Source organism: Thermogemmatispora onikobensis, from assembly GCF_001748285.1.
Lineage (GTDB): Bacteria > Chloroflexota > Ktedonobacteria > Ktedonobacterales > Ktedonobacteraceae > Thermogemmatispora > Thermogemmatispora onikobensis.
On the sequence record NZ_BDGT01000053.1, the window covers coordinates 1 to 23172 of the forward strand.

Here is a 23172-nt window from a genome sequence, read left to right on the forward strand (position 1 = left end):
GACTGTAGCCCGGGGCGAGCACAACAAAGGCCTTGACAATCTGCCCTCGGACCTCATCAGGGCTGCCAACAACTGCAGACTCAGCAACGGCAGGATGCTCCTTGAGAGCGCTTTCAACTTCGAACGGCCCAATGCGATAGCCAGCACTGATGATGACGTCGTCGGCTCTGCCCACAAACCAGAGATAGCCGTCTTCGTCGCGATAGGCACGGTCGCCGGTGATGTACCAGTCGCCACGGATGGAGGCCGCGGTCGCATCGGGATTGCGCCAGTACTCCTGGAAGAGCCAGCGCGGGCGCTCAGGCTTGATGCGCACGGCGATATCGCCCTCAGCACCAGGAGGCAGCTCGTTACCTTCGTGATCGATGACGGCCACGTCGAAGCCCGGCGAGGGTTTGCCCATCGAGCCAGGTCTGACCTCCAGCGGCGGAAAGTTGCCGCAGAGCAGCACGGTCTCGGTCTGTCCGTAGCCGTCGCGGATGGTCATGCCGGTGGCTTCTTGCCATTGGCGAATGACTTCCGGGTTCAATGGCTCGCCAGCGCCAACACAGTGGCGCAGGGCCCGGGGTGGGTGCTCCTTGAGATAGGTGAGCGGCTCCTCCAGGACCAGCATGCGGTAAGCAGTGGGCGGAGCACACAGGACGGTGATCGGGTAGCGCTGGAGCAGCTCCAGGGTCTCCAGGGGATTGAATTTGCCACGGGCGTCCTGGACGAAGACGGCGGTGCCCATGACCCAGGGACCAAAGAAGTTGCTCCAGGCCCATTTCGCCCAGCCTGTTTCACTGAGGTTCCAGAGCAGGTCGTCCTCATGCAGGTCGAGCCAATATTTGCCAGTGATGGTGTGGCCAAGCGGATAGCTGGCCTGGGTGTGCAGGACCATCTTGGGGTAGCCGACGGTGCCCGAGGTGAAGTAGACCAGACAGGGGTCGTCGCTGCGCGTTTTGGGACCGTTGAAGTCGGGGGAGGCCGCCGCTACGATTTCGTGGTAGCTGGTCCAGCCGGGACGAGCCTGGCCATCGACCAGGATGGCCTGCTTGACAGTGGGACACTGCCCCCGGACCTGATCAAATTTCTCTGCGCCTTCGCGGTCGGTGATCAGGCCCTGGGCCTCAGCCACTTCGGCGCGATATTGGAGATCTTTGCTGGTGAGCAGGGTGGTGCAGGGGATAAAGATGACGCCGAGCTTCATCAGACCCAGAACACTTTCCCACCATTCGGGAAGGCGCGGCAGCATGACCAGCACGCGATCGCCTTTTTTGAGGCCGAGGGCGGCAAAGGCATTGGCAGCCCGACTGGAGCGCTCGGCAAATTCGGCAAAGGTGATCTGCCGCTCTTCTCCCTGCTGACCGAGCCAGTGGACGGCGATTTTCTGGGGATCTTGCGCCCATTTGCCAATGATGTCGACGGCGAAGTTGAAATACTCGGGGACGTCGATGTGGAAGGCACGCCGCTCGACTTCGTAGTCGACCATGTTGGGGGTTCGCGAGACGGTCATTGTGAAGCCTCCTTTGTGCTGTAGAGCGCTCCTCTGACGGCGCTGTCAGAGGTGTGGGCCAGTGCTAAACGCTTGTGCTCTCTTTCCCTATGATACCATACGTCTGGCGAGAGGCTATAATAAAACCTGATCTTTATTGTTGGGGCTGATCGATAGCCTCTCCATCTGGCGTATCAGTCAGCGATTATCAGGAGGCACTTTGCGACTCTTCGTCTTTTTTACTCCCCAGGCGATTTTGACCGAGCGGGCCCAGACCGGCGATGTCTACATTGTGATCGATCTGATTCGCGCAACGACGACGATGACGGTGATGCTGGAGCGCGGAGCCAGGCGCGTGTTGGTGGCTGAGTCAATCGAGCAGGCACAGGCTGGCGCCGCTTACCGGCCCGGTCGCGCTCTCTGCGGCGAGCGCAATGTGCGCCGCATCCCCGGCTTCGATTATGGGAATTCGCCACGCGAGTTCGCTCAGTTGGATCTGCAGGGCCGCGAGCTGATCATGACGACAACCAATGGCACCCGCGCTTTCCATGCCTGCCCACCTGAGACGATCCGCCTGGCTGGCTGCTTTCGCAATGCTCACGCCGTGACCTCGGCGGCTCTGCGGCTGGCTAGCGCTCACGATCGCGATATTGCCCTGGTCTGTGCAGGTGAGTTCGGCTATTTTGCGCTCGACGATGCGGTCTGCGCCGGCTACCTGGCCGCCGAGCTGCTCCGCCAGGCTGGCCACGCTTTGACCCCCCACGGGAGCGTTCTGGCTGCCACCGCTATCTATGAGGCCTATAAGCCACCGCGCGTGCTGGAGTGCAGCGAGTCGGCTTTGACAGTCGTGAAGGCCGGCGTGATCGATGATCCCCCTTTCTGCGTGGAGATCGATCAGAGCACAGTTGTGCCGGCGGTCTCCGGTCGCGAGGAGGAGACCGGCCTGCTGATCATCGAACCGCTCCCTCTCTGAGGTCTCCCGCTCCGGGTCGCTTTCTGGCCTCGCCTGCCCAGGCGCGGGCTGATAGAATGGCGGCCCGGGGTCTCGTGGGAGGGAGCCCAGTACTTCTACTGAGACCGCTCACCGCCTGCTCTCCCGACTGAGGCTCTTGCCGCTCGCTCAAGCCTCCTCTCTCCGCTTGCGAAGCCTCGTCACTCCCCTCTCCCTTTCGCTTCAGCCCTCTGAGGCTGGCTGACACTCTCTCGGGACTTGATCCGTGTAAAAGGTGATATCGGTAGCGACCCAACAGCGATCGGAGTATCTTCACCAACAGAGGGAATACCCTCGTTATTGTCTACAAGGTAGCTTTAGCGAGAGGAGGAGAAAATTCATATGGTAACGGGTTTTGTTCTGGCGAGCGTGCTGGGCACGTTGTGGGCCTGGATTGTCTGGATCATCATCGGTGGCCTGGCTGGAGCGATCGCCGACCGCCTGGTGCAGGGCGATCAGCTTGGCATCCTGGGCAACATTATCGTCGGCATCATTGGCGGTCTTCTGGGCGGTGCCATCCTGGGCGCCCTCGGTATTACGGTCAGTGGCATCTTCTGGACGTTCGTCACCGCCCTACTAGGCGCGATCATTCTGCTGGTCATCGTCAAGGCCGTGACTGGCGGGCGGGGCCTTGGTGGCAAGCGCCCCACCGTCTGATGCGCCTCTTGCTCTTCGTCTCCTTGCCTCGGCAGACTTCCAGGCCGAGCCGCAACAGTCTCTCTTCAGCGGGCTAGCCACAGATGCTAGCCCGCTTTTTTTGAGGGACTCCACGGGGCAAGAGCGGTCTCGCTCAGATGGTCTGCTCCTCGGCTGTGCGATGAAACTGCTCGGCGTAGAGGCGGGCGTAGAGTCCCTTACGCTGTAGCAGCTCTTCATGGGTGCCCCGCTCGACAATTTCTCCTCGGTCCAGGACGAGAATGGTGTCGGCGGAGAGGATGGTCGAGAGCCGATGGGCAATGGCCAGCGTGGTGCGCCGCTGCATGAGCGGCTCCAGAGCGGCCTGAATGAGGCGCTCGGAGTGCGTGTCGAGAGCGCTGGTGGCTTCGTCCAGGATCAAGATGCGTGGATCTTTGAGGATGACGCGCGCAATGGCGATGCGCTGCTTCTCACCGCCAGAGAGCTTGTAGCCGCGCTCCCCAACCAGGGTGTCGTAGCCGTCCTCTAGCTCCATAATACGGTCGTGAATGGCTGCCGCTCTGGCGGCGGCAATCATCTCTTCTTCGCTGGCCTCGGGCCGCGCATAGAGCAGGTTTTCGCGAATGGTAGCATTGAAGAGGTAGGTCTCCTGGGTGACCATGCCAATCAGTTCGCTCAGGGATTGCTGGGCAATGGTCCGCACATCGTGGCCATCGATGAGGATGCTGCCTTCGTCAACGTCGTAGAGACGGGCGAGCAGATAGGTGATGGTGGTCTTGCCGGCTCCGCTTGGTCCCACGAGGGCCACCAGCTGCCCCGGCTCGATAGTGAAAGAGATATGGCTGAGCGCCGGACGCTCCTCGGGAAAGTCCGCCTCTGCAACCGGCGAGGCCACTCTTCCGTTGTGCTTCTCGTTGGCTTCTCCCGGTGCGGCTCCAGTTCTCTCCCACGGCGCATCTTCTTTCCGGTAGCTGAAGGAGACGTTTTCAAAGCTGATGGCCCCCCGCACCTGCTCAGGCTTGAGCCGGAGGGCGTCGGGCCGGTCCGCGATCTCGATCGGGAGATCAAGATATTCGAAGATACGATCAAAGAGGGCAAGAGCGCCCTGGATGTCCACTTGAATGTTGAGCAGCTGGCCGACCGGGAAAAAGAGCCGGCTCTGCAGAGTGGTGAAGGCAACGATGGCCCCCAGGGTAATGGCCTGGTGCGGGTCGAAAATGGCTTGTAAGCCGGCCACCAGGTAGACGACCGCCGGTGTGATCGAGAAGAAGGTGCCGACGAACATGAAGAACCAGCGCCCGATCATTTGCTGGCGAATTTCCAGGTCGGAAAGACGCTGGTTCTCCTCTTCAAAGCGCTGCTGGGCCAGCTTCTGCCGGCCAAAGGTCTTGATGAGCAGGATGCCGCTGACGGAGAGGGTCTCTTGCATGAGGGCGCTGAGAGAGGCCATGCTCTTCTGCGTCTCTTTGCTCGTCAGGCGGCGGACGTTGCCGACTTTGTAGGTGATCCAGAGGAAGAGCGGCAATAGTCCCAGCGAGATGATGGTCAGCAGCGGGCTGATAATGGCCATAGCAATGATGGTTGAAAGGGCTGTGGAGAGGTTGGCGACGATGCTGGTGGCTGTGCCTGTGACGACGTTTTCTATACCGCCAACGTCGTTGGCGAGCCGCGACTGAATTTCTCCAGTGCGGGTGGTCGTGAAGAAGCGCAGCGACATCTGTTGCAGGTGCGCATAGAGGCGATTGCGAAAGTCGCGCATGACGCGCTGCCCAACCAGGTTGCTGAGATAGCTCTGGCCTACGCCGATGACTCCGCTGACAACAGGGGTGATGAGCATGATGCTGACGAAGATGATGAGCAGCGTGAGGTCACGCTTGCCTATGGCATCATCAAAGATGAAGCGGATCATCAGGGGATTGATCAATCCCAGCAGGGTCGTCAGGATGATGGCTATGAGCATGAGGGCCACTTGCCCTCGATAAGGCCGGAAGGCCGCGATGACTCGACCGAGCGTTCGCCGGTCGGTCTTGCGCCCTGCGCGCTCCTGCTCATCAAGATAGGTTCGCAGATCTCCACCCATGCTGTGACCGTGTGCTGCCATTGTTGTCGCTGCTCCTTGTTTGCTCCTTTGGCTGAGATGTGTGCTGTGAATAGGCCCCCCGCACCGCTCCCCGCTCGCCACCTTGCTGTATTGGGAGAGTATAGCACAGGGCCAGAGCATCGACACTGGTCAGGAGAACAGTTCTGTTTGTCGGGATGGTCAGTCTCTGTTGCTTTGTTTGAGCCTGCAATGCTGTTGCTTATCTTGTGTATCATTACACAAGCTAACAAAAGAACCTGATAAAAGGTCCTTTTGTTTTCCAGATACCCTCCTTTTGTTTGATAGAATCTCGCCAGGTTCGTCTATATAGTAGCAACACAAGGGCTGGCCAGGACGAGACGGCCCGCTTCCTCTGATCAGTGCCTGCTTGCCATGACCGTCTCGCTCTGGCTGCCTGTTGCTCCTTAGCACTGGCTAGCGAGCTTGCCAGTCCGTAAGCAAGCGCCAGGCGAAGACAAAGACGGGAGCCGCTGCTCGCCACCTGATCGGAGACAGGCAGGCGAAGAAGAGCAGAGGCGCCAGCAGTGGTAGAAGGAAGGACGTGGTATATGGCGAGGAGGGAAGCATCCCCTGATGCATGTCGAGATAGCCCACGCCGCGCTGAAACTGGCCAGGGCCGGTCAGGGCTGCAGCGTTGTGCTGCAGCGTGATCGGTGGCCCTGGGTCAGAAGGCTGGCCGCCTACCAGGAGCTGCAGAAGAGGAGGCGGCCAGAGCCAGAGGGAAGGCAGAGCCAGAATCTATCTCCAGGCCCAGCAATCGCGCTTTTCCCTGGTCTCTTCAGTGGGTAGTCAGACCTGGCCATCTCATTTATGAACGCAATTTTTTGCATTGATTACTTTGATGCATTGTTGTTCCCCGCTTGCACCAAGCCGGGGTTTTGGTTGGATGATTTGCTCACAGCCGAGGGCAGCCTTGGGCCGGTCCAGGCGCCGGGTTCAGCGTTTGAGCGCTTTTCTGATGTCTCAGCTCGTACCTCTCCTGCGGAGGGAAGGGAGAAACCTGACGCCCAGGCGCCCAAGCGTTGCGTGAAGTTCACAGCCAGCGGCACCGCTCCTATCCATGTATGCAGGGTGAGAGGAAGGCTACGCTGGTAGAAGAAGGTCACATCATGGAGTTTCCACAAATCATCAGAAACATTGTGGTTTCTCGGGCCATTCATGCTCTGGAGCAGATGGGATATCTCTATCAGGATGCTTCAGCCGAGGGAGCAGGCAATTACGATATTACCGGGCGCGGCAGCGCCGAGGAGGTGGTTCTGCTTGAGCCTCTTCGTGCAGCGCTGCAGCGCTTGAATCCCGGAGCCAGCGCGGAGCAGATTGCCCACCTCTGCGCGCTCCTGACACGTGATCGCAGTGGGCTGCATCCGCTGGCTGCGAATCGCGAGATCTATCATCTGCTGCGCGAGGGGGTAGCCCTGAGCGACGAGGGGCAGTCAACTGTCCTTGTGAAAGCCCAGCCAGGTCGTCGACGCGCCAACGGCCTGGCCTCAGCTGCGGCTCTGAGTAGGGAGGGTGGTGAAGCGCCGACCCTGCGTCTCATCGATTGGCAGCATCCCGCGGCGAACGACTGGCGGCTGATTTCGAACTATTGGGTACAGGGGCGCTGTGGTCAGCACTGCCTTCCCCTGGTCGGCTTCGTCAACGGTCTTCCTCTTCTGCTGTTCGTCATCGGCGTTGAGCCGCTTGAGCAGCTCTATCAGAGCTATCTGCATTGTTATCGCAGCGACTTGCCACAGCTGGTGTGGTATAACGCCCTGGTGCTTCTCTCCAATGGTCCTTTGAACCGCGTGGGCAGCATTGACAGCCTCTGGCCGCAGTTGACTCCCTGGAAGCGTGCTCAGGGCGAAGATGAGCCAGAGGATTGCTCGCTAGAGACAGCGCTCTATGCGACCTGTCACCCCGAGCGTCTGCTTGATCTTGTCGAGCACTTCACGCTTTTCTTGACAAAGCCACGACCTGGCAAGGTTGTCGCACGCAATCATCAGTATCTGGCGACGAATGCAGCCTATGCCCGTCTGCGCGAGAGTGGGGCCTTACGGGGCCGCCTGGGGATGCTCTGGCAGGCGCATGGCAGCGGCAAGAGCTATACGCTGGCCTTTCTCCTGCAGAAGGTGCTGCGCCAGGGCCAGGGGTCGAGGCCCACCTGCCTGCTGGTGATGGGGCACGAGGACCTGTGGCGCCAGCTAGTACGCTCGCTGACGGACTGCGGCCTGCTGGCGAGTGAGGCCAGGCCGGCCCCGGTGCCGGTGACGACTCCAGGCGAATTGCAGCGCGTGCTGGAGCAGTCAACGTCGGAGCGCTCGCAGCCAGGTCGTTCCGCCCCTCTCCCTCTCTATTGCGCTCTGCCTTCGGCTTTTGAAAGCGCTGAGCCGCTTTCGCTACGCACGGATCTGCTGGTGCTGGTCGATGAGCTGCAGACCTGCACGCTGGAGCAACTGCAGCGGATGCGTCAGGCGCTGCCGGCGGCGGCTTTTCTCGGCTTGACGGCCACTCCCGCCAGCGAGGAGCAGGAGCCGGCCCTGCGCAGCCTCTTCGGTCCTTACCTTAGCTCCTATGCCTGCGCTCAAGCGCTCGCCGATGGCACTATTTTGCCGGTTTACTACGAGGATCGGAGCGCCTTGCTGGGTGCGCAGACTCCGCCTGGTTTCGCCGAGGCCATGCAGCAGCTCGCCGAGGCTGCCGGTCCTTGTAGCGAATATCAGGAGGAGCTGGCTCAGCGCCTGCGCACCCCCTATGCGCTGCTGACCCATCCTGAGCGCCTCGATCTGGTGGCCCGCGATCTGGTCGAGCATTGGCTGGCCCGGGGCTATCGCGCCAAAGCTCTGGTGCTCACGCTCGATAAGATCACTGCCGTGCGCCTCTATAACCGGGTGCGCTCTTTCTGGGAGCGCCTGCTGCGCCGGCTGCAGCGGGAGCGAGATGAAACCTTCGATTGGCGCCACCGCGCTCTGCTTGACGAGCGCCTGGCCTACTACCGGGCGACAGAGATGGCCGTGCTCGTCTCTCCGTCTCCCGATGACTATCGCCGCTTCTCCGACTTCAATGATAGGCCGGGCCGCGTCTACTGCGAGACGGTCGAGATCCGTTCCCATCACGAACGCCTGCATCGAGAGGATCTGGTCGCTCGCTTCCGCGAGGCGAACGATCCGCTTCGCCTGGTCTTTAGCTGCGATCCCTGGCTGGCAAGTCTGGCCACCCCGGCGCTGGCGACCCTCTATCTCGATCGCCCTTTGCAGGGTCCAATGCTACTGGCCGCTCTGACTGCCGTCAATCGTGTGCACGATGAAGAGAAGATCTGTGGGCTGGTAGTCGACTACCTCGGTCACTGGCCGGCGCTCTCGGCGCTGCAACAGCGCTCCGCCCGGGCCGCTGAGCGCCTGCTCCCTCAGTCACGGCACGCTCGCCGTCGCCCCAGCCGCGAACCGCCCGAACCGCGCGAATCTCCCGTCGCCGAGATGGGCGCAATTCTAGAGAAGCGCCAGCTGGTGGCGGAGCTGGAGAAGGCGCTCGGGGAGACGCTGGATTTCTGTGGCCGCCACGGCGTCGAGATCAGCACGCTGTTGGCCGCCAGCGAGGAGCAGCGGCTCGCAGGGGCTGCCCGTCAGGCCGCCGATCGCCTGCTCAAGGGGAACGATCTGCGTCAGGCCCTCTTCGCTCAGGTGAAGCGCATCGAGGCGCTCTACGCCGCCCTGCTACCCGATGAGGCAGCGCCTCGCTTCACAGGAGCAGTCAAAGCCCTGGGACTGGTGGCCCGTGTTATGCGCCGCGCGCAGCGCTGCCGCAGCCTGGACGAACTGTTCGATCGTCCACGCGCCCAGGCCGGGCTGGTGGCCGAGGAGAGCCTGAGCGAGTCGGGACCCTCAGAGAGCGGTAAGCCTTCGCTGACCAGCCTGGATCTGCAGCGCGTGAGCTTCTCGCGCCTGGCAACGCTCTTCAAAAAGAGCCGGACACCCCTGCTGAAGGCCGAGCAACTGCGCAGTCTTTTGAGCTGGAATCTGGAGCTTATGAGCAGCCATCAGCCGCGCTGCGCTGAGGCACTGGCGCGCCTGCAAGAGCTGCAGCGCACATACGAGAGCGGACAGGCTCCCTGGGAGCAGTATCCCGCTGAGCTGCTGCGCTTCGTGCGCTCCTTGCTTGAGCCTTCCACTATCGCGAGACGCGGGCCAGGCGAGGGAGAAGCAGAGCCACGCCCACGGCAGCGGTCTGGCGGCCCTCAGCCCAAAACCAGAGGCCCGGCTAAGGGCGACGACCAGCGTCCCCCGGACCAGCGGGGCCCGGCCAATCCTTTGGCAGAGCACTGACGGCGCCCGCCCCGGCGGTCGCCCGGTCGGACGGTCGGCGTCTTCAGGATCTGTTCTTTCCTCTCCTCTCTCTGGTTGAGCCGCTCGCCGCGCCAACCGGGTCCTGCTCTCGACCCTGGCGGACGCGACGGGCGGCTTGCTCCCTTTCGTCTTGCTGTTCCTCCCTCGGCTGCGCTTAGTGGGTGTGCTCGATTCCCTGGGCCGGTCCCTCTAGCAACAGGAGACCGTAGATACGACGCTCGACAGCCTCAATGACTTCTTTGAGGATGAGGCTGGCCTGGCGATCACCGGCTACTTCCGCTAGCCGCTCATAGGTCTCGTAGGAAGGGACAGCGTCGCGCTCGCCGGCCCGCAGCGCCTGCGCATACTCCTGGGCTAGCTGAGCCTTCAACTGCTCAATCTCCTGGTCCGTCTCGGGCTGCTCAACACAACGCTTCTCTTCATGCCATTCTCCGCTGCCAGACATGGCGTTCTCCTTCCTGCACTGACGCTGGCCCGGCTCAGTTCGGCCTCCTGACCAGACATCGCCGGCTCAGCTTTGTCCACTGGCTATATAGCAGATGAGCCTATGATTTTAATGCTAGCATATAGAGATAGCTTTTATAGCTATCTCTATAGAGCTTACCTCTACAGTGTATACCACGTTGTCACTGCTGTCAAGTCTGGGAATCTGCTACACTCCCTCTAAGCACATGGCTATAGGGCACTGGCATGATACGTCTGCGATTAAGAGAGATAGCTGAACAGAAGAACATCAGTATGAGTCAACTAGCGAAGCTAGCAGATGTTGATTACCGGACCGTGCGGAAAATTTTCCGCGATCCGAGCGCTATCATAGACTCGGACACCTTAGACAAGCTTTGTTGGGCCTTAGAGGTAACGCCGGCGGAACTCATCTATTATGAGCCGACGCCGCCCCTGATCTGGCAGAAGCGGATGGGGCTAGCGGGGGAGGAGCAAGCACGGCACGAGATAGAGGAGGAAGAGCAGGAGAGAGATCGCAAGCCGCAGTAGAAGCGCGATCTGAGCTGAGCCATGAGCAGCAGCGAGGAGTGTAAAGATGGCGACGCCGATAAAGCTCTTCTACGTATATGCGCGGGAAGACCGTCCCTTTCTGGAGCGGCTAGAGCAGCACCTGGCCCTGTTGGAGCGTCAGGGTTTGCTGGCTGCCTGGCACGATGGTGCCCTCTTGCCGGGCAGCGACTGGCGGCGGGTCATTCGCCAGCAACTGGAGCAGGCTCAGCTTATCCTACTGCTGGTTAGTCCTGCCTTTATGGCCTCTGACTATTGCTACGGCGTTGAGATGCAGCGCGCTTTAGAGCGTCAGCGGCGAGATCAGGCCCAGGTCGTACCAATCCTGCTGCGGCCTGTAGTCTGGGAAGGCGCCCCTTTCGCCCACCTGCAGGTTCTACCTGCTAATGCCCGGCCCATCTCGACCTGGGCCAACCAGGACGCCGCCTTTGCCGAAGTTGTCGGGGGGCTGCGGCGCGTCATCGCCTACCTCATGGAGCAGGAAGACCAGCGCGTGTATAATAGAGCACAACAGCATGCTCACAGAAAGGGGTCGTCGTCCGTGGCCGCCGAGGTCCTGATCAGCACGCCCGCTGCACTCACGCCCACCTTACTCAAGCGGGCCATAGAGCGCTACCGCAAGCAGCTCCGCTCGTACGAGGGCTTCGCCACTCATGAACTGGCCCTGCGCACCGCCTTCCAGCGCCTGCTAGAGGAGACCGCCAGCGTAGTCAATCTCAAGCTGATTCCTGAGCAGACCCTGCCCAATGGCCTCCGTCCCGACGGGGTCCTGCGCGACGTCAACGAGTTCTTCATTCGTGGCCTCTGGGAGGCCAAGGCGCCCCATCTCGACCTCGAACGCGAAGTCCAGCGCAAAATCGAGACCGGCTATCCTCTGCGCAATACCCTCTTCGAGAACAGCCGGCAGGCAATCCTCTACCAGGACGGTCAGCGCCTCCTCTTCAACCTGGACGACGACAGCGAGCTGCGCGATCTCCTGACCCGCTTTCTCACCTACAGCGAGCCGCAGATTGCTCGCTTCGAGGCCGCCGTTGAGGAGTTTCAGGACCGCATTCCCGAGCTGGCGGCCCGCCTCCTGGAGATTATCCAGCAGGAAGCCACCCAGAACCGCGCCTTCATCGCGGCGCTCAACGACTTCACCACTCTTTGCCGCAGCAACCTCAACCCGCAGATCAGCCAGGCAGAAATCACCGAAATGCTCGTGCAGCACCTGCTCACCGAGCGCCTCTTCCGCACCGTCTTCGACAACCCCGATTTCGTCAGCCGCAACGTCATCGCCGCCCAGATCGAGCAGGTCATTCGCGCCCTGACCAGTCGCGCTTTCAACCGCCAGGAATTCCTCCGTTCGCTCGATCACTTCTATCTGGCCATCGAGGAGGCGGCGCGCAGCATCCGCGACTGGACCGAGCGCCAGCGCTTCCTCAACACGGTCTACGAGCGCTTTTTCCAGGGGTTCTCGGTCAGCAAGGCCGACACCTACGGCATCGTCTACACCCCGCAGGAGATCGTCGACTTCATGGTTGCCAGCGTCGACGAGGCCCTTCAGCGCGAGTTTGGCTGTTCACTGGCCACGCCCGGCGTGAAGATCCTCGATCCCTGCACCGGCACCGGTAACTTCGTGGTCAATATCCTGAAGCGTCTCCCCCGCGGCGCCCTGCGCCAGAAATACGCAGAAGATCTCTTCTGCAATGAGATCATGCTCTTGCCCTACTACATCGCTTCGCTCAACATCGAGCACGCCTACTATGAGCGCATGGGGGAATACGAGCCATTTCCGGGCATCTGTTTTGTCGACACGCTGGAGCTGGCCGAGCGGGTCAGCAGCAACGGCGGTACGGTGGTCACGCAGCCGCGGCTCTACTTCGTTGAGGAGAACACGCAGCGCGTGCTGCGCGAGAAAGAGGCCGACATCATGGTCATCATCGGCAACCCGCCCTACAACGTCGGCCAGAAGCGCGAGAACGAGAACAACAAAAATCGTCCCTACCAGCTCCTCGACCAGCGCATTCGCGACACCTATGTCCGCGATTCCCAGGCCACCAATCGCAACATGCTCTACGATGCCTATGTGCGCTTTTTCCGCTGGGCCAGCGACCGCCTGCGGGGTCGCGACGGCATCGTCTGCTTCGTCTCCAACAACTCTTTTATCGACCAGATTGCCTTTGACGGGATGCGCCATCACCTCCTCCAGGACTTCACCCACATCTACCATCTTGATTTGCATGGCAACGTCCGCCGCAATCCGCGCCTCTCGGGCACGACCCATAACGTCTTTGGCATCCAGGTTGGCGTCGGCATCACCCTGGCGATTCGCGCGGCCCATCAGCAGGAGCGCCGTCTCTCCTACTACCGCCTCCCCGAGGACTGGCGCAAAGAGGAGAAGCTGAACTTTCTACGCGAGAAGCGCAGCATGGGGCAGATCCCCTGGCAGCGGCTGCAGCCGGCCACGCCACGGCACTGGCTGGCTCCACAGTCGGCCCCCGAGTGGAGCACCTTCCTGCCGCTGGGCACCAAGGAAGGCAAACGAGCAGCAACATTTGAGAGAGAGAGCGATCACCTGACCATCTTTGCAGCCTATTCGCTTGGTATCCAGACAGGCCGTGACATCTGGGTTTATGACTTCGACCGCTCCCAACTGATCTCGAAAGTCCAGCAAATGATCGAAGTCTACAACAACGATCTTGCACACTGGCAACGGGCAAACAAACCTGCTGACCTCGATAGCTTTGTCAGCGCTGATGAGACAAAGATCAAGTGGAGCAGCCGCCTCAAAGAGTATTTCTTGCGCCAGGTTGAAGCTCGCTTCCAGGCCACTAGCATCCGCCGCGCCCTTTATCGCCCTTTCACCAGCATGTATCTCTATTTCGATCCCTTACTCAACCAGCGTCAAGGTCTGTGGCCCCGGCTGCTTCCCACCCCCGTCAGCGAAGAGGAGAACCGCCTCATCTGTGTCCCTGGCCCGGGCAACCGCAAGCCCTTTGGCTGCCTGGCCACCAATCATATAACAGATTTCGATCTGGCCTTCGAAAAGATCCAGTGCTTCCCCTTCTACGTCTACGGGAAAGACGGCAACCGGCAGGAGAACATCACCGATGGTGCCCTGGCCCTCTTCCAGCGCCACTACGGTTCCCAGGTCAGCAAATGGGACCTCTTCCACTACGCCTACGCCATCCTCCACCATCCCGCTTACCGAGAGCGCTACGCCGAGCGGCTCAAGTACGAGCTGCCGCGCCTGCCCCTGCTCAAGCGCAACGAAGCCTTCCGGGCCGCCGTCAGCCTGGGTCGGCAGCTGCTTGAGCTGCACATCCACTACGAGCGGGTTGACCCCTATTCGCTGCGCGAGATCGAAGACGAGCGCTTCAGCTACCGCGACAACCGCCGCGTCGAGCGCCTGCGTCTCAGCCCCGACCGGCGCGCCATCCAGGTCAGCCCTGGCCTCACCCTGGCCGACGTCCCGGAGGACTGTTTCCGCTACGTCCTGGGCCATCGTTCAGCGCTGGAGTGGGTGCTAGAGCAGTATCAGATCCGTCGCGACCCGCACAGCGGCATCGTCCTTGATCCCAACCGGCCCGACGACCCCGACTACATCGTGCGCCTGCTCAAGCAGGTCGTGACCGTCAGCCTGCAAACCCTGACCCTGGTGGAAGAACTCGAACAGGCGGTCACCCCCGAAGACTGGCAGGCCGCCTTTCCATCAGCCTGAAGCCGGAGCGGCGAAGCCCGCTCACCAATCTGCGGCTGGAGACGATCAGGCAGACGGCTTCTCGCCGATCGTCAGATAAACCTCCCAGCGCCGACTGCGCACCCGCTCCGCGCGACGACGCAGTCCATAGCGCTCCAGCGGAATGCGCCGCCCGAAAGGCGTCGCCGGCAGCTCCTCCGTCGTCAGCCCAGTCGTCTCATCGCGCTTCACCCGCACCACACGATGGCGCTCTTCTAGAGAAGAAGACCGCGGATAGAAGCCATAGACCAGCAGATGGACCAGCAACAACACAGGCTGCAACAGGCCGACCGGGAGCAGATTGGCCCCCTCCACCACCACCAGACGCCCACCCGGACGCAGCACGCGCGCCACCTCAGCGATGGTATCGGGGTCAAAAATATAGTCGGAAGGGAAAGTACTGACCACCGTATCAAAGGAGGCATCAGCAAAGGGGAGATGCTGGGCCTCGCCGAGCAGCACCTGACCTGGCTGACCAACCCGGCGCCGCTGCAAGGTTGCGCGCGCCGCCGCCACCATCTCCGGCGAGCGCTCAACCGCCATGCAGCGATAGCCCTGCTCACACAGATCGGCCAGCAGATCGCCCAGGCCACAGCCCAGCTCCAGCACGTCATGCCCCACCACGCGCGGCAAGACCAGCCGCTGCCAGACTCGCCACTGTCCCGCAAAAGGCACCGTGCTGGCAAAACGATAGAGATAGCGATTGCGATAGAGCGTCTCAAAGAGCACCTGGCGCAGACGCCCTCTCACACTCACAGCGCACCCGCCTTTGGAAAAATTTCCAGCAGATCGCTCAAATGCTCGATCATCAGATCGGGCTTATACTCCTCCACGTCGCTCGCCAGCAAAGCCAATGGATCGCTCCCCGGCCCCTGCACTGTCGAGAGCACGTAATCATCATCGGTCACGTGCAAGCCTGGGGGCAGATCTGGCGGGAGATCGCTGACCGCGCTCCCAACCGTGGGAGGAGAGAAGGACTCTGAATGCCCGAAAGAAACGCTGGTGCTGGCGCTGGCCGCCCCGGGTGCCACCAGCCGGGCCTGCAACGCCTCACGAACACGTGGCTTCGGCTTCCAGATCGCCAGCAGACCGAGGCGCTTGGCCCCGACGATATCGGAGCGCAGCGAATCGCCGACCATCGCCGCCTCAGAGGGAGAGACATTGAGCGCCCGGAGCGTGTGCAGGAAAATCGCGGGGTCGGGTTTGCGCACACCCAGATCGGCGGAAATAGCGATCGTCGCGGGCGCGAAGTACTCAAAGAGGCCAAAGGCCCGCAAATCCTCTTGAAAAGGAGGACCTCCCCAGAGGCGATTGGTCACCACACCAAGCAGGAAGCCACGCCGGCGCAACTCTGCCAGCGTCGAGAGCGCATCATCGTAAAGCAAGCGCGAATCGATAATGCGCACGCGCAGCGCCTCAAAGAGCGCCGCCCCAAGCTGCCGATCGATCTGACCCCAGCCCAGTTGAGCCAGCGTCTCCATCGCCACCTCGGCCCCATCCGGCTCATGGCTGGGATCACGCCGAATACGCGCCCGCGTCTGCGCATCAAAGGCGACGCGCAGCGACCGACCCAGCGTCAGATCATCCTGATCGGGAAGGCTGCACGACTCCAGGTGCGTCCGTAGGAGGGCGATCGCCTGACAATTTGCCGCGAACTCCAGGCGGCGCCAGGTCTCTAGGTCCTTCCGGTACCAGAGCGTATCGCCAAGATCAAAGAGCACGCAGCGAATGATGCGTCCCTTCACAAGCAAAAACCTCAAGTTGCTCTTCCCTTGAGCGGGGGTGCGGGCCGCCCCGCCTCTCTCCTCCCCGCTGTTGCAGCCATCCTCGCCTGGCTCGCCCGGGCGCTCCTCTTGCCATAGCGCCCGCTCTTCGCCCACCACCGCGAAGTGTTTGCCAGCTAACATTTCGCAGAGCAAGCAAGAGAGCTAGATAGCATCCAACGGCAGGAACGATGAACGGACAGGGGCAAAAAGGACGACCCGCCCTTGGCGGCTCCCCGCCTCAGCTAGCGCTCGCTCTCCTCAGCTTTGGAGAGGACATCATCGGCGAGACCGTACTCTACCGCCTGCTGCGCAGAGAGGTAGTAGTTGCGGTCAGAGTCCTGCATGATGCGCTCCACCGTCTGGCCGGTGTGACGCGAGAGGATCTCATAAATGATGCGGCGTAGGCGCAGGATCTCGCGAGCCGTGATTTCGATATCAGCAGCCTGGCCTTCAGCACCGCCCAGCGGCTGATGAATCAGCACCGTCGAATTGGGCAGGCAGAAGCGCTTCCCCCTGGCCCCGGCGGCCAGCAAGACCGCCCCCATGCTCATGGCCATGCCCACACAGACCGTCGAGACATCTGGCTTGACCCACTGCATGGTGTCATAAATTGCCAGACCCGCATAGATGCTGCCACCAGGGGAGTTGATATAAAGGTAGATGTCCTTGGTCGCATCCTCGCTCTGCAGGTAGAGCAGCTGAGCTACCGTGACATTGGCTACCTGATCGTTAATGGGCGTCCCCACAAAAATGATGCGCTCCTTCAGCAGGCGCGAATAGATGTCCCACATGCGTTCGCCGCGCGGAGTCGACTCCACAACACCGGGGATGATCCCCCGCGGCTCTAGAAATTCCCTGGACTCCTTAATCCACTTCGGGTCCCGGGGATTGAATACCGCTCCCATGTTCGCTCCTTGTGATCTCGTTCAGTTCTTGCTATCGAATACATCTTGAGAAGAAGCGGCTCTTGTATCCGAGCCTCTGCACTTCCTACTCTATCTACTTATGAATGACTTGCCAGGCCAATCGCTCAAGCGCGCTGCCTCCCTCCAAACCAACTCAGATCTGGCACCGGCCCGGCTCCCCGTGCGCCTAGCCCGGCCCCTACCATCCGCTGACCAGGCTAGCCACAGCAAGGCCGCGCTCTCTGTCTGTACATGCCATCTGTTGTCTCTATCATATCCTATCTGCCTGCGAACCGCAAGCAGCGAGGTCGCCGCTCCCGTCCCCGGCCCCTGGCTGGCTCCCTTCCAGCTCCCTCGACTGCCCGACTGACGCTCAGTCAGTCAGGCAGTCAACCAGTCAACGTATCATGTCAGGCGCCAGAGCGTTTCGGCATACCAGGCTTCACCGAAGCGCCAGCCTCCGTAGAACAAGAGGGCCGGCTCGCCCGTGGCAGAGATCTGTCCGTGGTGGGTAAAGAGGAAGGAGCGCAGGCTCTCGGCCCGCGCCGGCAGCGAGAGGAGACGCTCTATTTCCCGATCCTCCGGCTTGCGCTGCCTGACCTCCTCCAGCGGAATACGCAGGCAGGTGAGAAAGCACAGCTCGGGATGAGGCATCCCTCGATCGTAGACCAGGCCCAGACAGAGCTGGCGGACAATGTCTTCGCTTTGCAGGCCCGTCTCCTCGCGGATCTCACGCTGGATAGCACCAAAGAGGTCGGGCTGCCCCATGTCATTACGATCGCGCTCACTCTCACAAAAGCCGCCAATGACATGATAGCGCCCCTCGTAGACATCCACACCCCGCCGCTGATCGATCAGAAGCTGCCCGTCGGCGGTCTCGATAACAGAGCAGACGGCCAGAGGGTTGCTCAGCTCGCGCCTCCCACGGCCCTGGGCAAAGCGCATGTCTCGGCTCGCCACATACTCTTTATAGCTGGTGACCCCTAGCGCCAGCCAGAGACGTCCATCAAGACGTACCTCCCAGTCTGCCAGTCGATAGAGGGTCCCGTCGTAGAGAGCCGCCCCGCGTTGTTGCATCTCCTGCAGCTTCTGCCGCCAACATGCCTCAATGCAGTCCTCGTCATCGTGCTGAGTGCGCGGCATGCGCAGGCTCTCGTCGTAGCTGACGACGAGCCTCCCAGCATCGAAGCAGCCGCGCACCAGGATCTCAAACTCGCGCATGGCTTGCCCTGCACTTCTACACTGAAGAGACGTTGTTACCAGTAGAACCAGACAATCATTCTGACGCCATCATCGCCATAGTTGCGCGCCAGGGCCTCCATGACGGAGAAAGTCACTTCCCAACTAGCGCGCGCATCTCGGCGCTGCAGGCGCTCGGAGCGATACACTTTGTCTTTGATTTCCCACTCCTGCCCTTCTGGCCAGGTGCGGGTGCCGAGGACCCCCTCGATCAACGAGTGGCCGACTGCTTCGGCAAAATCCTTGTCCCAGCCGGCTTTGCCATCGAAGATGAGGCTTCCATCCTCAGCGCGGCGGTAGCGGTGAATGCGGGAATCTGGCCGCCCTGCCGGCTCTTCCCAATCAATGGCCTTGATCTCGGCCCAGGTGATCCAGCTTGTCCCAAAGGCCTCACTGCCCCAGCGCTCATACTCTGCCCGCACCTCGGGTGAGACATCCGCGGGCAGGCCGCGCTCTGCGGCCACCGGGCGAAAGTTGGCATAATTCTTGACCCCGAAGAGGCAGCCGAAGGCATCGTAGTTACGATCATGAAAAAGAAGGCTCAGGCTGATAGCTGGTTGCCAGGGTGTGGTCTCGCTTTCCAGGAGAAAGAACTGGCGGCACTCGATCCAGCCGGTGATATCGACACCCATTACGATCTGCTCCTTGCGTCAATGCCTCTCCTTCTGTGGACTGCCAGCACACTGCCCCCGTCTGGCTCACCTGAGCGAGGTGGGGGCAGCGATCTGCCTGGCAGGTCAAAGCGACTACTCCCATTCGATGGTTGCAGGCGGCTTCGAGGTGATGTCATAGACGACGCGGTTGACGCCAGGCACCTCGTTGACGATGCGATTGGCGACGCGGGCCAGCAGATCGTAGGGGAGGCGGGCCCAGTCCGCGGTCATAAAGTCCTCGGTAGTCACGGCGCGCAGCGCCACGACCTGAGCGTAGGTGCGGCCATCGCCCATCACTCCGACGCTGCGTACGGGAGTGAGCACGGCGAAGGCCTGGCTGACCTGACGATAGAGGCCGGCGCGGCGGAGTTCCTCGATGAGGATAGCATCGGCGGCACGCAGGGTCTCCAGACGCTGCTCGTCGACAGCGCCGATGACGCGAATGGCCAGACCAGGCCCGGGGAAGGGATGCCGCCAGACCCACTCTTCGGGGAGGTCAAGCGCCAGGCCAAGCTCGCGGACCTCATCCTTGAAGAGCCAACGCAGCGGCTCCACGAGCTGCAGCGTCATCTCTTCTGGCAGGCCACCAACGTTATGATGGGTTTTGATGCGCGTGGCGGTGCTGGCGGTATCGCGCCCTGCGCTCTCGATGACATCAGGGTAGAGCGTCCCTTGAACCAGGAAGCTGATCGACCCCTGCTCTTGCGCCAGGCGCAGGGCCTCCTCTTCGAAGACACGGATAAACTCCTCGCCGATGATCTTACGCTTCTGCTCGGGGTCGGTGATTCCTTCCAGGCGAGCCAGAAAGCGCCGGCGCGCGTCGACGGCGATCAGGGGAATATGCAGATGGCGGCTGAAGGTCTCCACGACCTGCTCAGGTTCGCCAGCTCGCATGCAGCCAGTGTCGACAAAGATGCAGGTGAGACGCTCGCCAATGGCACGATGGACCAACAGAGCCGCGACTGCAGAGTCAACACCGCCGGAGAGAGCGCAGATGGCACGCGCCTCACCCACGCGGCTGCGAATCTGGGCCACGGTCTCGTCAATGACCGAGCCGGGCGTCCAGTCCGCGCGACAATCACAGACGCGGAAGAGAAAATTGCGCAGGATTGCTCGCCCCTGCGGGGTGTGCGTGACCTCGGGATGAAACTGAAGACCAACCAGACCGCCTGGCCCGGCAATAGCTGCACAGGGATTGCTCTCGCTCCGCGCCAGCACAGTGAAGCCGGGCGGCAGCTGGTCGACGCTGTCACCGTGGCTCATCCATACTCTCAGGCTGCGATCCCCATCCCCTGCCGTGGCATCCGCCCCTGGCAGGTCGGCGAAGATCTCCACGGCCCGGCCCTGCTCACCAGCGACGGGCTGCAGCTCAATGGTCGCTGGCCCGTACTCGCGCCGGCCCCGAGCCGGAGCGACGTGGCCGCCAAGCTGATGCGCCAGTAGTTGCATGCCGTAACAAATGCCCAGCACCGGCAGGCCGCTCTGGAGAATGGCCGGATCACAGCGCGGGGCCTGGGCGTCATAGACGCTGGCCGGCCCACCTGAGAGAATAAACCCTTTGATATCAAGGTGAGCTTTCTCACGCTGCAACTGCTCCAGCGTGGTCTCAGCTGGCACCAGCTCGCTGTAGACATGATGCTCGCGAATGCGCCGCGCGATGAGGCGGCTATACTGGGAGCCGAAATCGAGCACAATGATGGCCTGACGACGCGCGTGGTTTGACACGAGGCTGCCTTCCTCCCCTTTCATGGCCTGGATCAATGAGACTCTCCCCGCTTTATGAAGTAATACGTGTCTCTATTTTAACCCTTCACAGGCCTCTCTCGCTATCCCCTCCCCCGCCACTCCTCGCCTGATCGCTTGCTCATCACTCCGCTTCGACTCACCGAAGCGAAGAGGTACGAAGAAGGCAAGGCGTACCAGCCAGGGCCGCTGTGGGCCGGAGAGGACAGTCAGCCAGCCCACCAGGGAGCGCAGCATGGACGGGGACCGGGAAGCCCACTCGCCAGGGAGGCGCAGCGTTCCCGGTCCCTTATCGAGAGCAACGACGGTTTCCTATCCTCGGTTGGCTTGCAGGCCCCGCCCGTCGAAGTAGCAGGGCCAGAGGGGGGCCTGCCAGAACCAAGGTTCAGGAGCGCGGCGCCGGTCCCCCTGAGACATAGATGATCTGCCCGTTGACAAAGCCAGCCTCTTCTGAGGCCAGGAAGCAAATGACGTTAGCCACATCCCGCGGCTGCCCCACGCGCCGCACGGGAATGCGCTTAGAGGCCTCCGCAATGACTTCCTCGGGATCAAGTCCCTGCCGGCGGGCCGAAGAACGGGTCATCTCGGTATCAATGAAGCCGGGGGCTACGGCGTTGGTCGTGATCCCAAAAGGGCCTAACTCGATGGCCAGGGTGCGCGTGAGGCCCTGCAGACCCGCTTTGGCTGTCGAGTAGTTGGCCTGTCCCCGATTGCCCAGGGCCGAGGTCGAGGAGAGAGAAATAATGCGACCGTAGCGCTGCTGCACCATGTGCTTCTGCGCGGCGCGACTGCACAGAAAAGCGCCTTTCAGATGTACGGCCATGACCGCATCCCAGTCCTCTTCACTCATCTTGAAGAGGAGGTTATCGCGAATGATCCCCGCATTGTTCACAAGGATATCGAGCCGTCCAAACTGGCTGACTGTCTTCTCCACCGCCTCCTCAACCATAGCGTTCTTGGAGACGTCGCAAGGCAGCACAAGACACTGCGCCCCCAGACGCTCCAGCTCCTGTGCGACCTGCTGGCAGCCCTCCACATCGATGTCGACCAGGGCGACACGTGCGCCCTCCTCGGCCATGCGCAGCACTGTCGCTGCGCCAATCCCGCGCCCGGCTCCGGTCACAAAGGCTACTCGTCCATCAAGTCGTCCCATAGTATGCTCCTTTTCGCAATGTGGTGAAGGCGACGTTGGTACAGGTTACAGTAAGTATAGTATATCTTTAGCAATCACCTTCGCAAAGGGGCCGCTCGCTCTCTTCGCCGGTTTTGCGCTGGCGCGCACCTCTCCCTCCTGGCCCAACACGCCAGATCCAGGGAGCGAGGCGGCAGAGAAAAGACAGCTCAGCCAGAGAAGAAAGAAAGGGCTGCTAGCGTTCAACCTGCTCGTGTCCCTGGGGACGCCTGGTCGGCGTGCGCTGGGCCTCCAGGCAGGTCACCCCCTTCGGCCCGACAAAGGCGCTGTGGCGCGTACCCGCCGGCAGAATCATGCAATCCCCCGGCCCTAGATCAATAATTCCCTCCGGCCCAGGCGTGTCAGGCAGCACGAAGCGGATGGAGCCACGCACGCAGTAGAGCACCTTGTCGTAGCTGTGACTGTGCACGGCATAGGTATCCCCCGGAGCGTTGGACCAGCTATAGGGGGCGAGTCCTTGCTCCTGCATTTTTTGTCGCAATTCTTGCTCGTCAGGATGATTTGATCCTTGCCAACGAATTACTTGCATAGCTTCTTCCTCACTTTCTGATACTAAGCTGGCGCCATTATCCCAGCCAATCGTATTTTCAGGAGTATAGGACGAATTTGTAAATAGCTGATGATGGCCTGCTAAAAGCTCTGTTAACAGAGACAAATCAGCCAGACGAGCCAGCAGAAAGGAGAGCCGCCGCGGCCAGGTGGGCCAGAGACAAAAAAGACCGGGGTTCACTCCTGGCTCCCGGACTGGAGAGCGAACCCCGGTCTTCACCTTACATCGTCGGCACGGGAAAGCCCCGCTCTTTTGGGAGCAGCGTCAAGAAAAGCCTTGCCATGAGGACACACCTCTGTCCTGGCTGTAGACTGGTGCTCGATCGAGATCACAATGCTGCGCGCACTGTTCTCACAAGAGCTTTAGAACTATTCCGTACTGGCGGGCAATCGGGGACGGGCCTCTCGCAGAAGAGGCAAAACGCTTCTGGACAGCCAGCCGCCACCCGTTATGGCAGGGCCACAACGGGTGGCGGCAGGATGAAGGAAGACCCCCGCCCTTTTCAGGCGGGGAGTGTCAGGCTGAAGAGAAGCTGAACGTAGCCAGTTCTTCGCTGGCTAGTCAGCAGGCTACTCAGGGAGGGTCAGGCTAGGGCTGATGTTCCTCTTTAGTCTCTTTGGCCTTGTCGCCGGCATGTTGGGCAGCCTCCTTCACCTGCTCGGCAGCCTCATGCAGCTTCTCGCCCACTTTGCCGAGCAGCCCCTGGGCCTTGCCCTCAACCTTGTCGGCCTTACCCTCGGCTTGCAGCTGCTCGTTGCCAGTCAGGTTCCCCAGTGACTCTTTCAGGCCACCCTGAGCCTCTTTGGCCTTGCCTTCGAGTTCATCTTTATTCATCGTAGTGTTTCCTTCCTTTCTTCGTCATCTATCA

General features: G+C 61.3%; 17 protein-coding genes. 5 read left to right on the plus strand and 12 right to left on the minus strand.

The genetic code is table 11. The features are described 5' to 3' along the window. Nucleotides 1-1495 (minus strand): AMP-binding protein (locus BGC09_RS18310; protein ID WP_069805678.1); only part of this gene is annotated, 1495 nt, incomplete at its 3' end. Between the two features lie 199 nt (nucleotides 1496-1694). On the opposite strand from BGC09_RS18310, the gene BGC09_RS18315 reads away from it, so the two are divergent. Both BGC09_RS18315 and BGC09_RS18320 read left to right on the plus strand, forming a co-directional pair. After that, complete coding sequence (locus BGC09_RS18315) at nucleotides 1695-2447, plus strand: 2-phosphosulfolactate phosphatase (RefSeq protein ID WP_176728973.1); 753 nt, start codon at nucleotides 1695-1697, stop codon at nucleotides 2445-2447. Nucleotides 2448-2807: 360 nt separating this feature from the next. Then, nucleotides 2808-3122 (plus strand): GlsB/YeaQ/YmgE family stress response membrane protein, encoded by a 315-nt coding sequence (locus tag BGC09_RS18320; protein ID WP_052890904.1) that lies wholly within the window; start codon nucleotides 2808-2810, stop codon nucleotides 3120-3122. Between the two features lie 133 nt (nucleotides 3123-3255). Here the strand turns inward: BGC09_RS18320 and BGC09_RS18325 are convergent, their stop codons facing one another. Next, nucleotides 3256-5202, minus strand: coding sequence for an ABC transporter ATP-binding protein (locus tag BGC09_RS18325; protein WP_069805679.1), 1947 nt, complete (start codon nucleotides 5200-5202; stop codon nucleotides 3256-3258). Nucleotides 5203-6311: 1109 nt separating this feature from the next. Here BGC09_RS18325 and BGC09_RS18335 point away from each other — a divergent pair. Beyond that, the gene (locus BGC09_RS18335) at nucleotides 6312-9503 is read left to right on the plus strand and encodes a type I restriction endonuclease (protein ID WP_069805681.1); all 3192 of its coding nucleotides are present in this window, start codon (nucleotides 6312-6314) and stop codon (nucleotides 9501-9503) included. A gap of 175 nt (nucleotides 9504-9678) precedes the next feature. Here BGC09_RS18335 and BGC09_RS18340 read toward each other — a convergent pair whose 3' ends face one another. Further along, the gene (locus BGC09_RS18340; protein ID WP_069805682.1) at nucleotides 9679-9969 is read right to left on the minus strand and encodes a hypothetical protein; all 291 of its coding nucleotides are present in this window, start codon (nucleotides 9967-9969) and stop codon (nucleotides 9679-9681) included. A 245-nt stretch (nucleotides 9970-10214) separates the two neighbouring features. On the opposite strand from BGC09_RS18340, the gene BGC09_RS18345 reads away from it, so the two are divergent. After that, entirely contained in the window at nucleotides 10215-10517 is a 303-nt protein-coding gene (locus tag BGC09_RS18345; RefSeq protein WP_084659087.1) for a helix-turn-helix domain-containing protein, read from the plus strand. A 46-nt stretch (nucleotides 10518-10563) separates the two neighbouring features. Then, nucleotides 10564-14238, plus strand: coding sequence for a type ISP restriction/modification enzyme (locus BGC09_RS18350; protein WP_084659088.1), 3675 nt, complete (start codon nucleotides 10564-10566; stop codon nucleotides 14236-14238). Nucleotides 14239-14283: 45 nt separating this feature from the next. Here BGC09_RS18350 and BGC09_RS18355 read toward each other — a convergent pair whose 3' ends face one another. The 9 genes from BGC09_RS18355 to BGC09_RS18395 all read right to left on the minus strand — a co-directional run bounded on the left by BGC09_RS18355 (nucleotide 14284) and on the right by BGC09_RS18395 (nucleotide 23138). Next, the gene (locus tag BGC09_RS18355) at nucleotides 14284-15012 is read right to left on the minus strand and encodes a class I SAM-dependent methyltransferase (protein WP_069805684.1); all 729 of its coding nucleotides are present in this window, start codon (nucleotides 15010-15012) and stop codon (nucleotides 14284-14286) included. Next, nucleotides 15009-16163, minus strand: coding sequence for an HAD family hydrolase (locus BGC09_RS18360; RefSeq protein WP_084659089.1), 1155 nt, complete (start codon nucleotides 16161-16163; stop codon nucleotides 15009-15011). Before BGC09_RS18360 ends, BGC09_RS18355 begins: the two co-directional genes overlap by 4 nt. Nucleotides 16164-16264: 101 nt before the next feature. Continuing rightward, complete coding sequence (clpP, locus tag BGC09_RS18365; RefSeq protein WP_084659090.1) at nucleotides 16265-16927, minus strand: ATP-dependent Clp endopeptidase proteolytic subunit ClpP; 663 nt, start codon at nucleotides 16925-16927, stop codon at nucleotides 16265-16267. 405 nt (nucleotides 16928-17332) lie between these two features. Beyond that, nucleotides 17333-18148, minus strand: a complete 816-nt coding sequence (locus BGC09_RS18370; RefSeq protein WP_069805686.1) for an NUDIX hydrolase — start codon at nucleotides 18146-18148, stop codon at nucleotides 17333-17335. 35 nt (nucleotides 18149-18183) lie between these two features. After that, nucleotides 18184-18798, minus strand: a complete 615-nt coding sequence (locus tag BGC09_RS18375; RefSeq protein ID WP_069805687.1) for a hypothetical protein — start codon at nucleotides 18796-18798, stop codon at nucleotides 18184-18186. Nucleotides 18799-18912: 114 nt separating this feature from the next. Further along, a complete protein-coding gene (gene guaA / locus BGC09_RS18380; protein ID WP_245688600.1) occupies nucleotides 18913-20544 on the minus strand; it encodes a glutamine-hydrolyzing GMP synthase in 1632 nt (543 codons plus the stop codon). Between the two features lie 403 nt (nucleotides 20545-20947). Beyond that, entirely contained in the window at nucleotides 20948-21715 is a 768-nt protein-coding gene (locus tag BGC09_RS18385; RefSeq protein WP_069805688.1) for an SDR family NAD(P)-dependent oxidoreductase, read from the minus strand. 214 nt (nucleotides 21716-21929) lie between these two features. Then, nucleotides 21930-22283, minus strand: a complete 354-nt coding sequence (locus tag BGC09_RS18390; RefSeq protein WP_069805697.1) for a cupin domain-containing protein — start codon at nucleotides 22281-22283, stop codon at nucleotides 21930-21932. Between the two features lie 609 nt (nucleotides 22284-22892). Then, on the minus strand, nucleotides 22893-23138 hold the full coding sequence (locus BGC09_RS18395) for a CsbD family protein (RefSeq protein WP_069805689.1): 246 nt from the start codon (nucleotides 23136-23138) through the stop codon (nucleotides 22893-22895). Between the last annotated feature and the right edge of the window lie 34 nt (nucleotides 23139-23172).

Coding starts and splice junctions, on each gene's coding strand:
- BGC09_RS18320 (WP_052890904.1), top strand. CDS start 2,808: ATGGTAACGGGTTTTGTTCTGGCGAGCGTGCTGGGCACGTTGTGGGCC.
- BGC09_RS18325 (WP_069805679.1), bottom strand. CDS start 5,202: ATGGCAGCACACGGTCACAGCATGGGTGGAGATCTGCGAACCTATCTT.
- BGC09_RS18335 (WP_069805681.1), top strand. CDS start 6,312: ATGGAGTTTCCACAAATCATCAGAAACATTGTGGTTTCTCGGGCCATT.
- BGC09_RS18340 (WP_069805682.1), bottom strand. CDS start 9,969: ATGTCTGGCAGCGGAGAATGGCATGAAGAGAAGCGTTGTGTTGAGCAG.
- BGC09_RS18345 (WP_084659087.1), top strand. CDS start 10,215: ATGATACGTCTGCGATTAAGAGAGATAGCTGAACAGAAGAACATCAGT.
- BGC09_RS18350 (WP_084659088.1), top strand. CDS start 10,564: ATGGCGACGCCGATAAAGCTCTTCTACGTATATGCGCGGGAAGACCGT.
- BGC09_RS18360 (WP_084659089.1), bottom strand. CDS start 16,163: ATGTTAGCTGGCAAACACTTCGCGGTGGTGGGCGAAGAGCGGGCGCTA.
- clpP (WP_084659090.1), bottom strand. CDS start 16,927: ATGGGAGCGGTATTCAATCCCCGGGACCCGAAGTGGATTAAGGAGTCC.
- BGC09_RS18370 (WP_069805686.1), bottom strand. CDS start 18,148: ATGCGCGAGTTTGAGATCCTGGTGCGCGGCTGCTTCGATGCTGGGAGG.
- BGC09_RS18375 (WP_069805687.1), bottom strand. CDS start 18,798: ATGGGTGTCGATATCACCGGCTGGATCGAGTGCCGCCAGTTCTTTCTC.
- BGC09_RS18385 (WP_069805688.1), bottom strand. CDS start 21,715: ATGGGACGACTTGATGGACGAGTAGCCTTTGTGACCGGAGCCGGGCGC.
- BGC09_RS18390 (WP_069805697.1), bottom strand. CDS start 22,283: ATGCAAGTAATTCGTTGGCAAGGATCAAATCATCCTGACGAGCAAGAA.
- BGC09_RS18395 (WP_069805689.1), bottom strand. CDS start 23,138: ATGAATAAAGATGAACTCGAAGGCAAGGCCAAAGAGGCTCAGGGTGGC.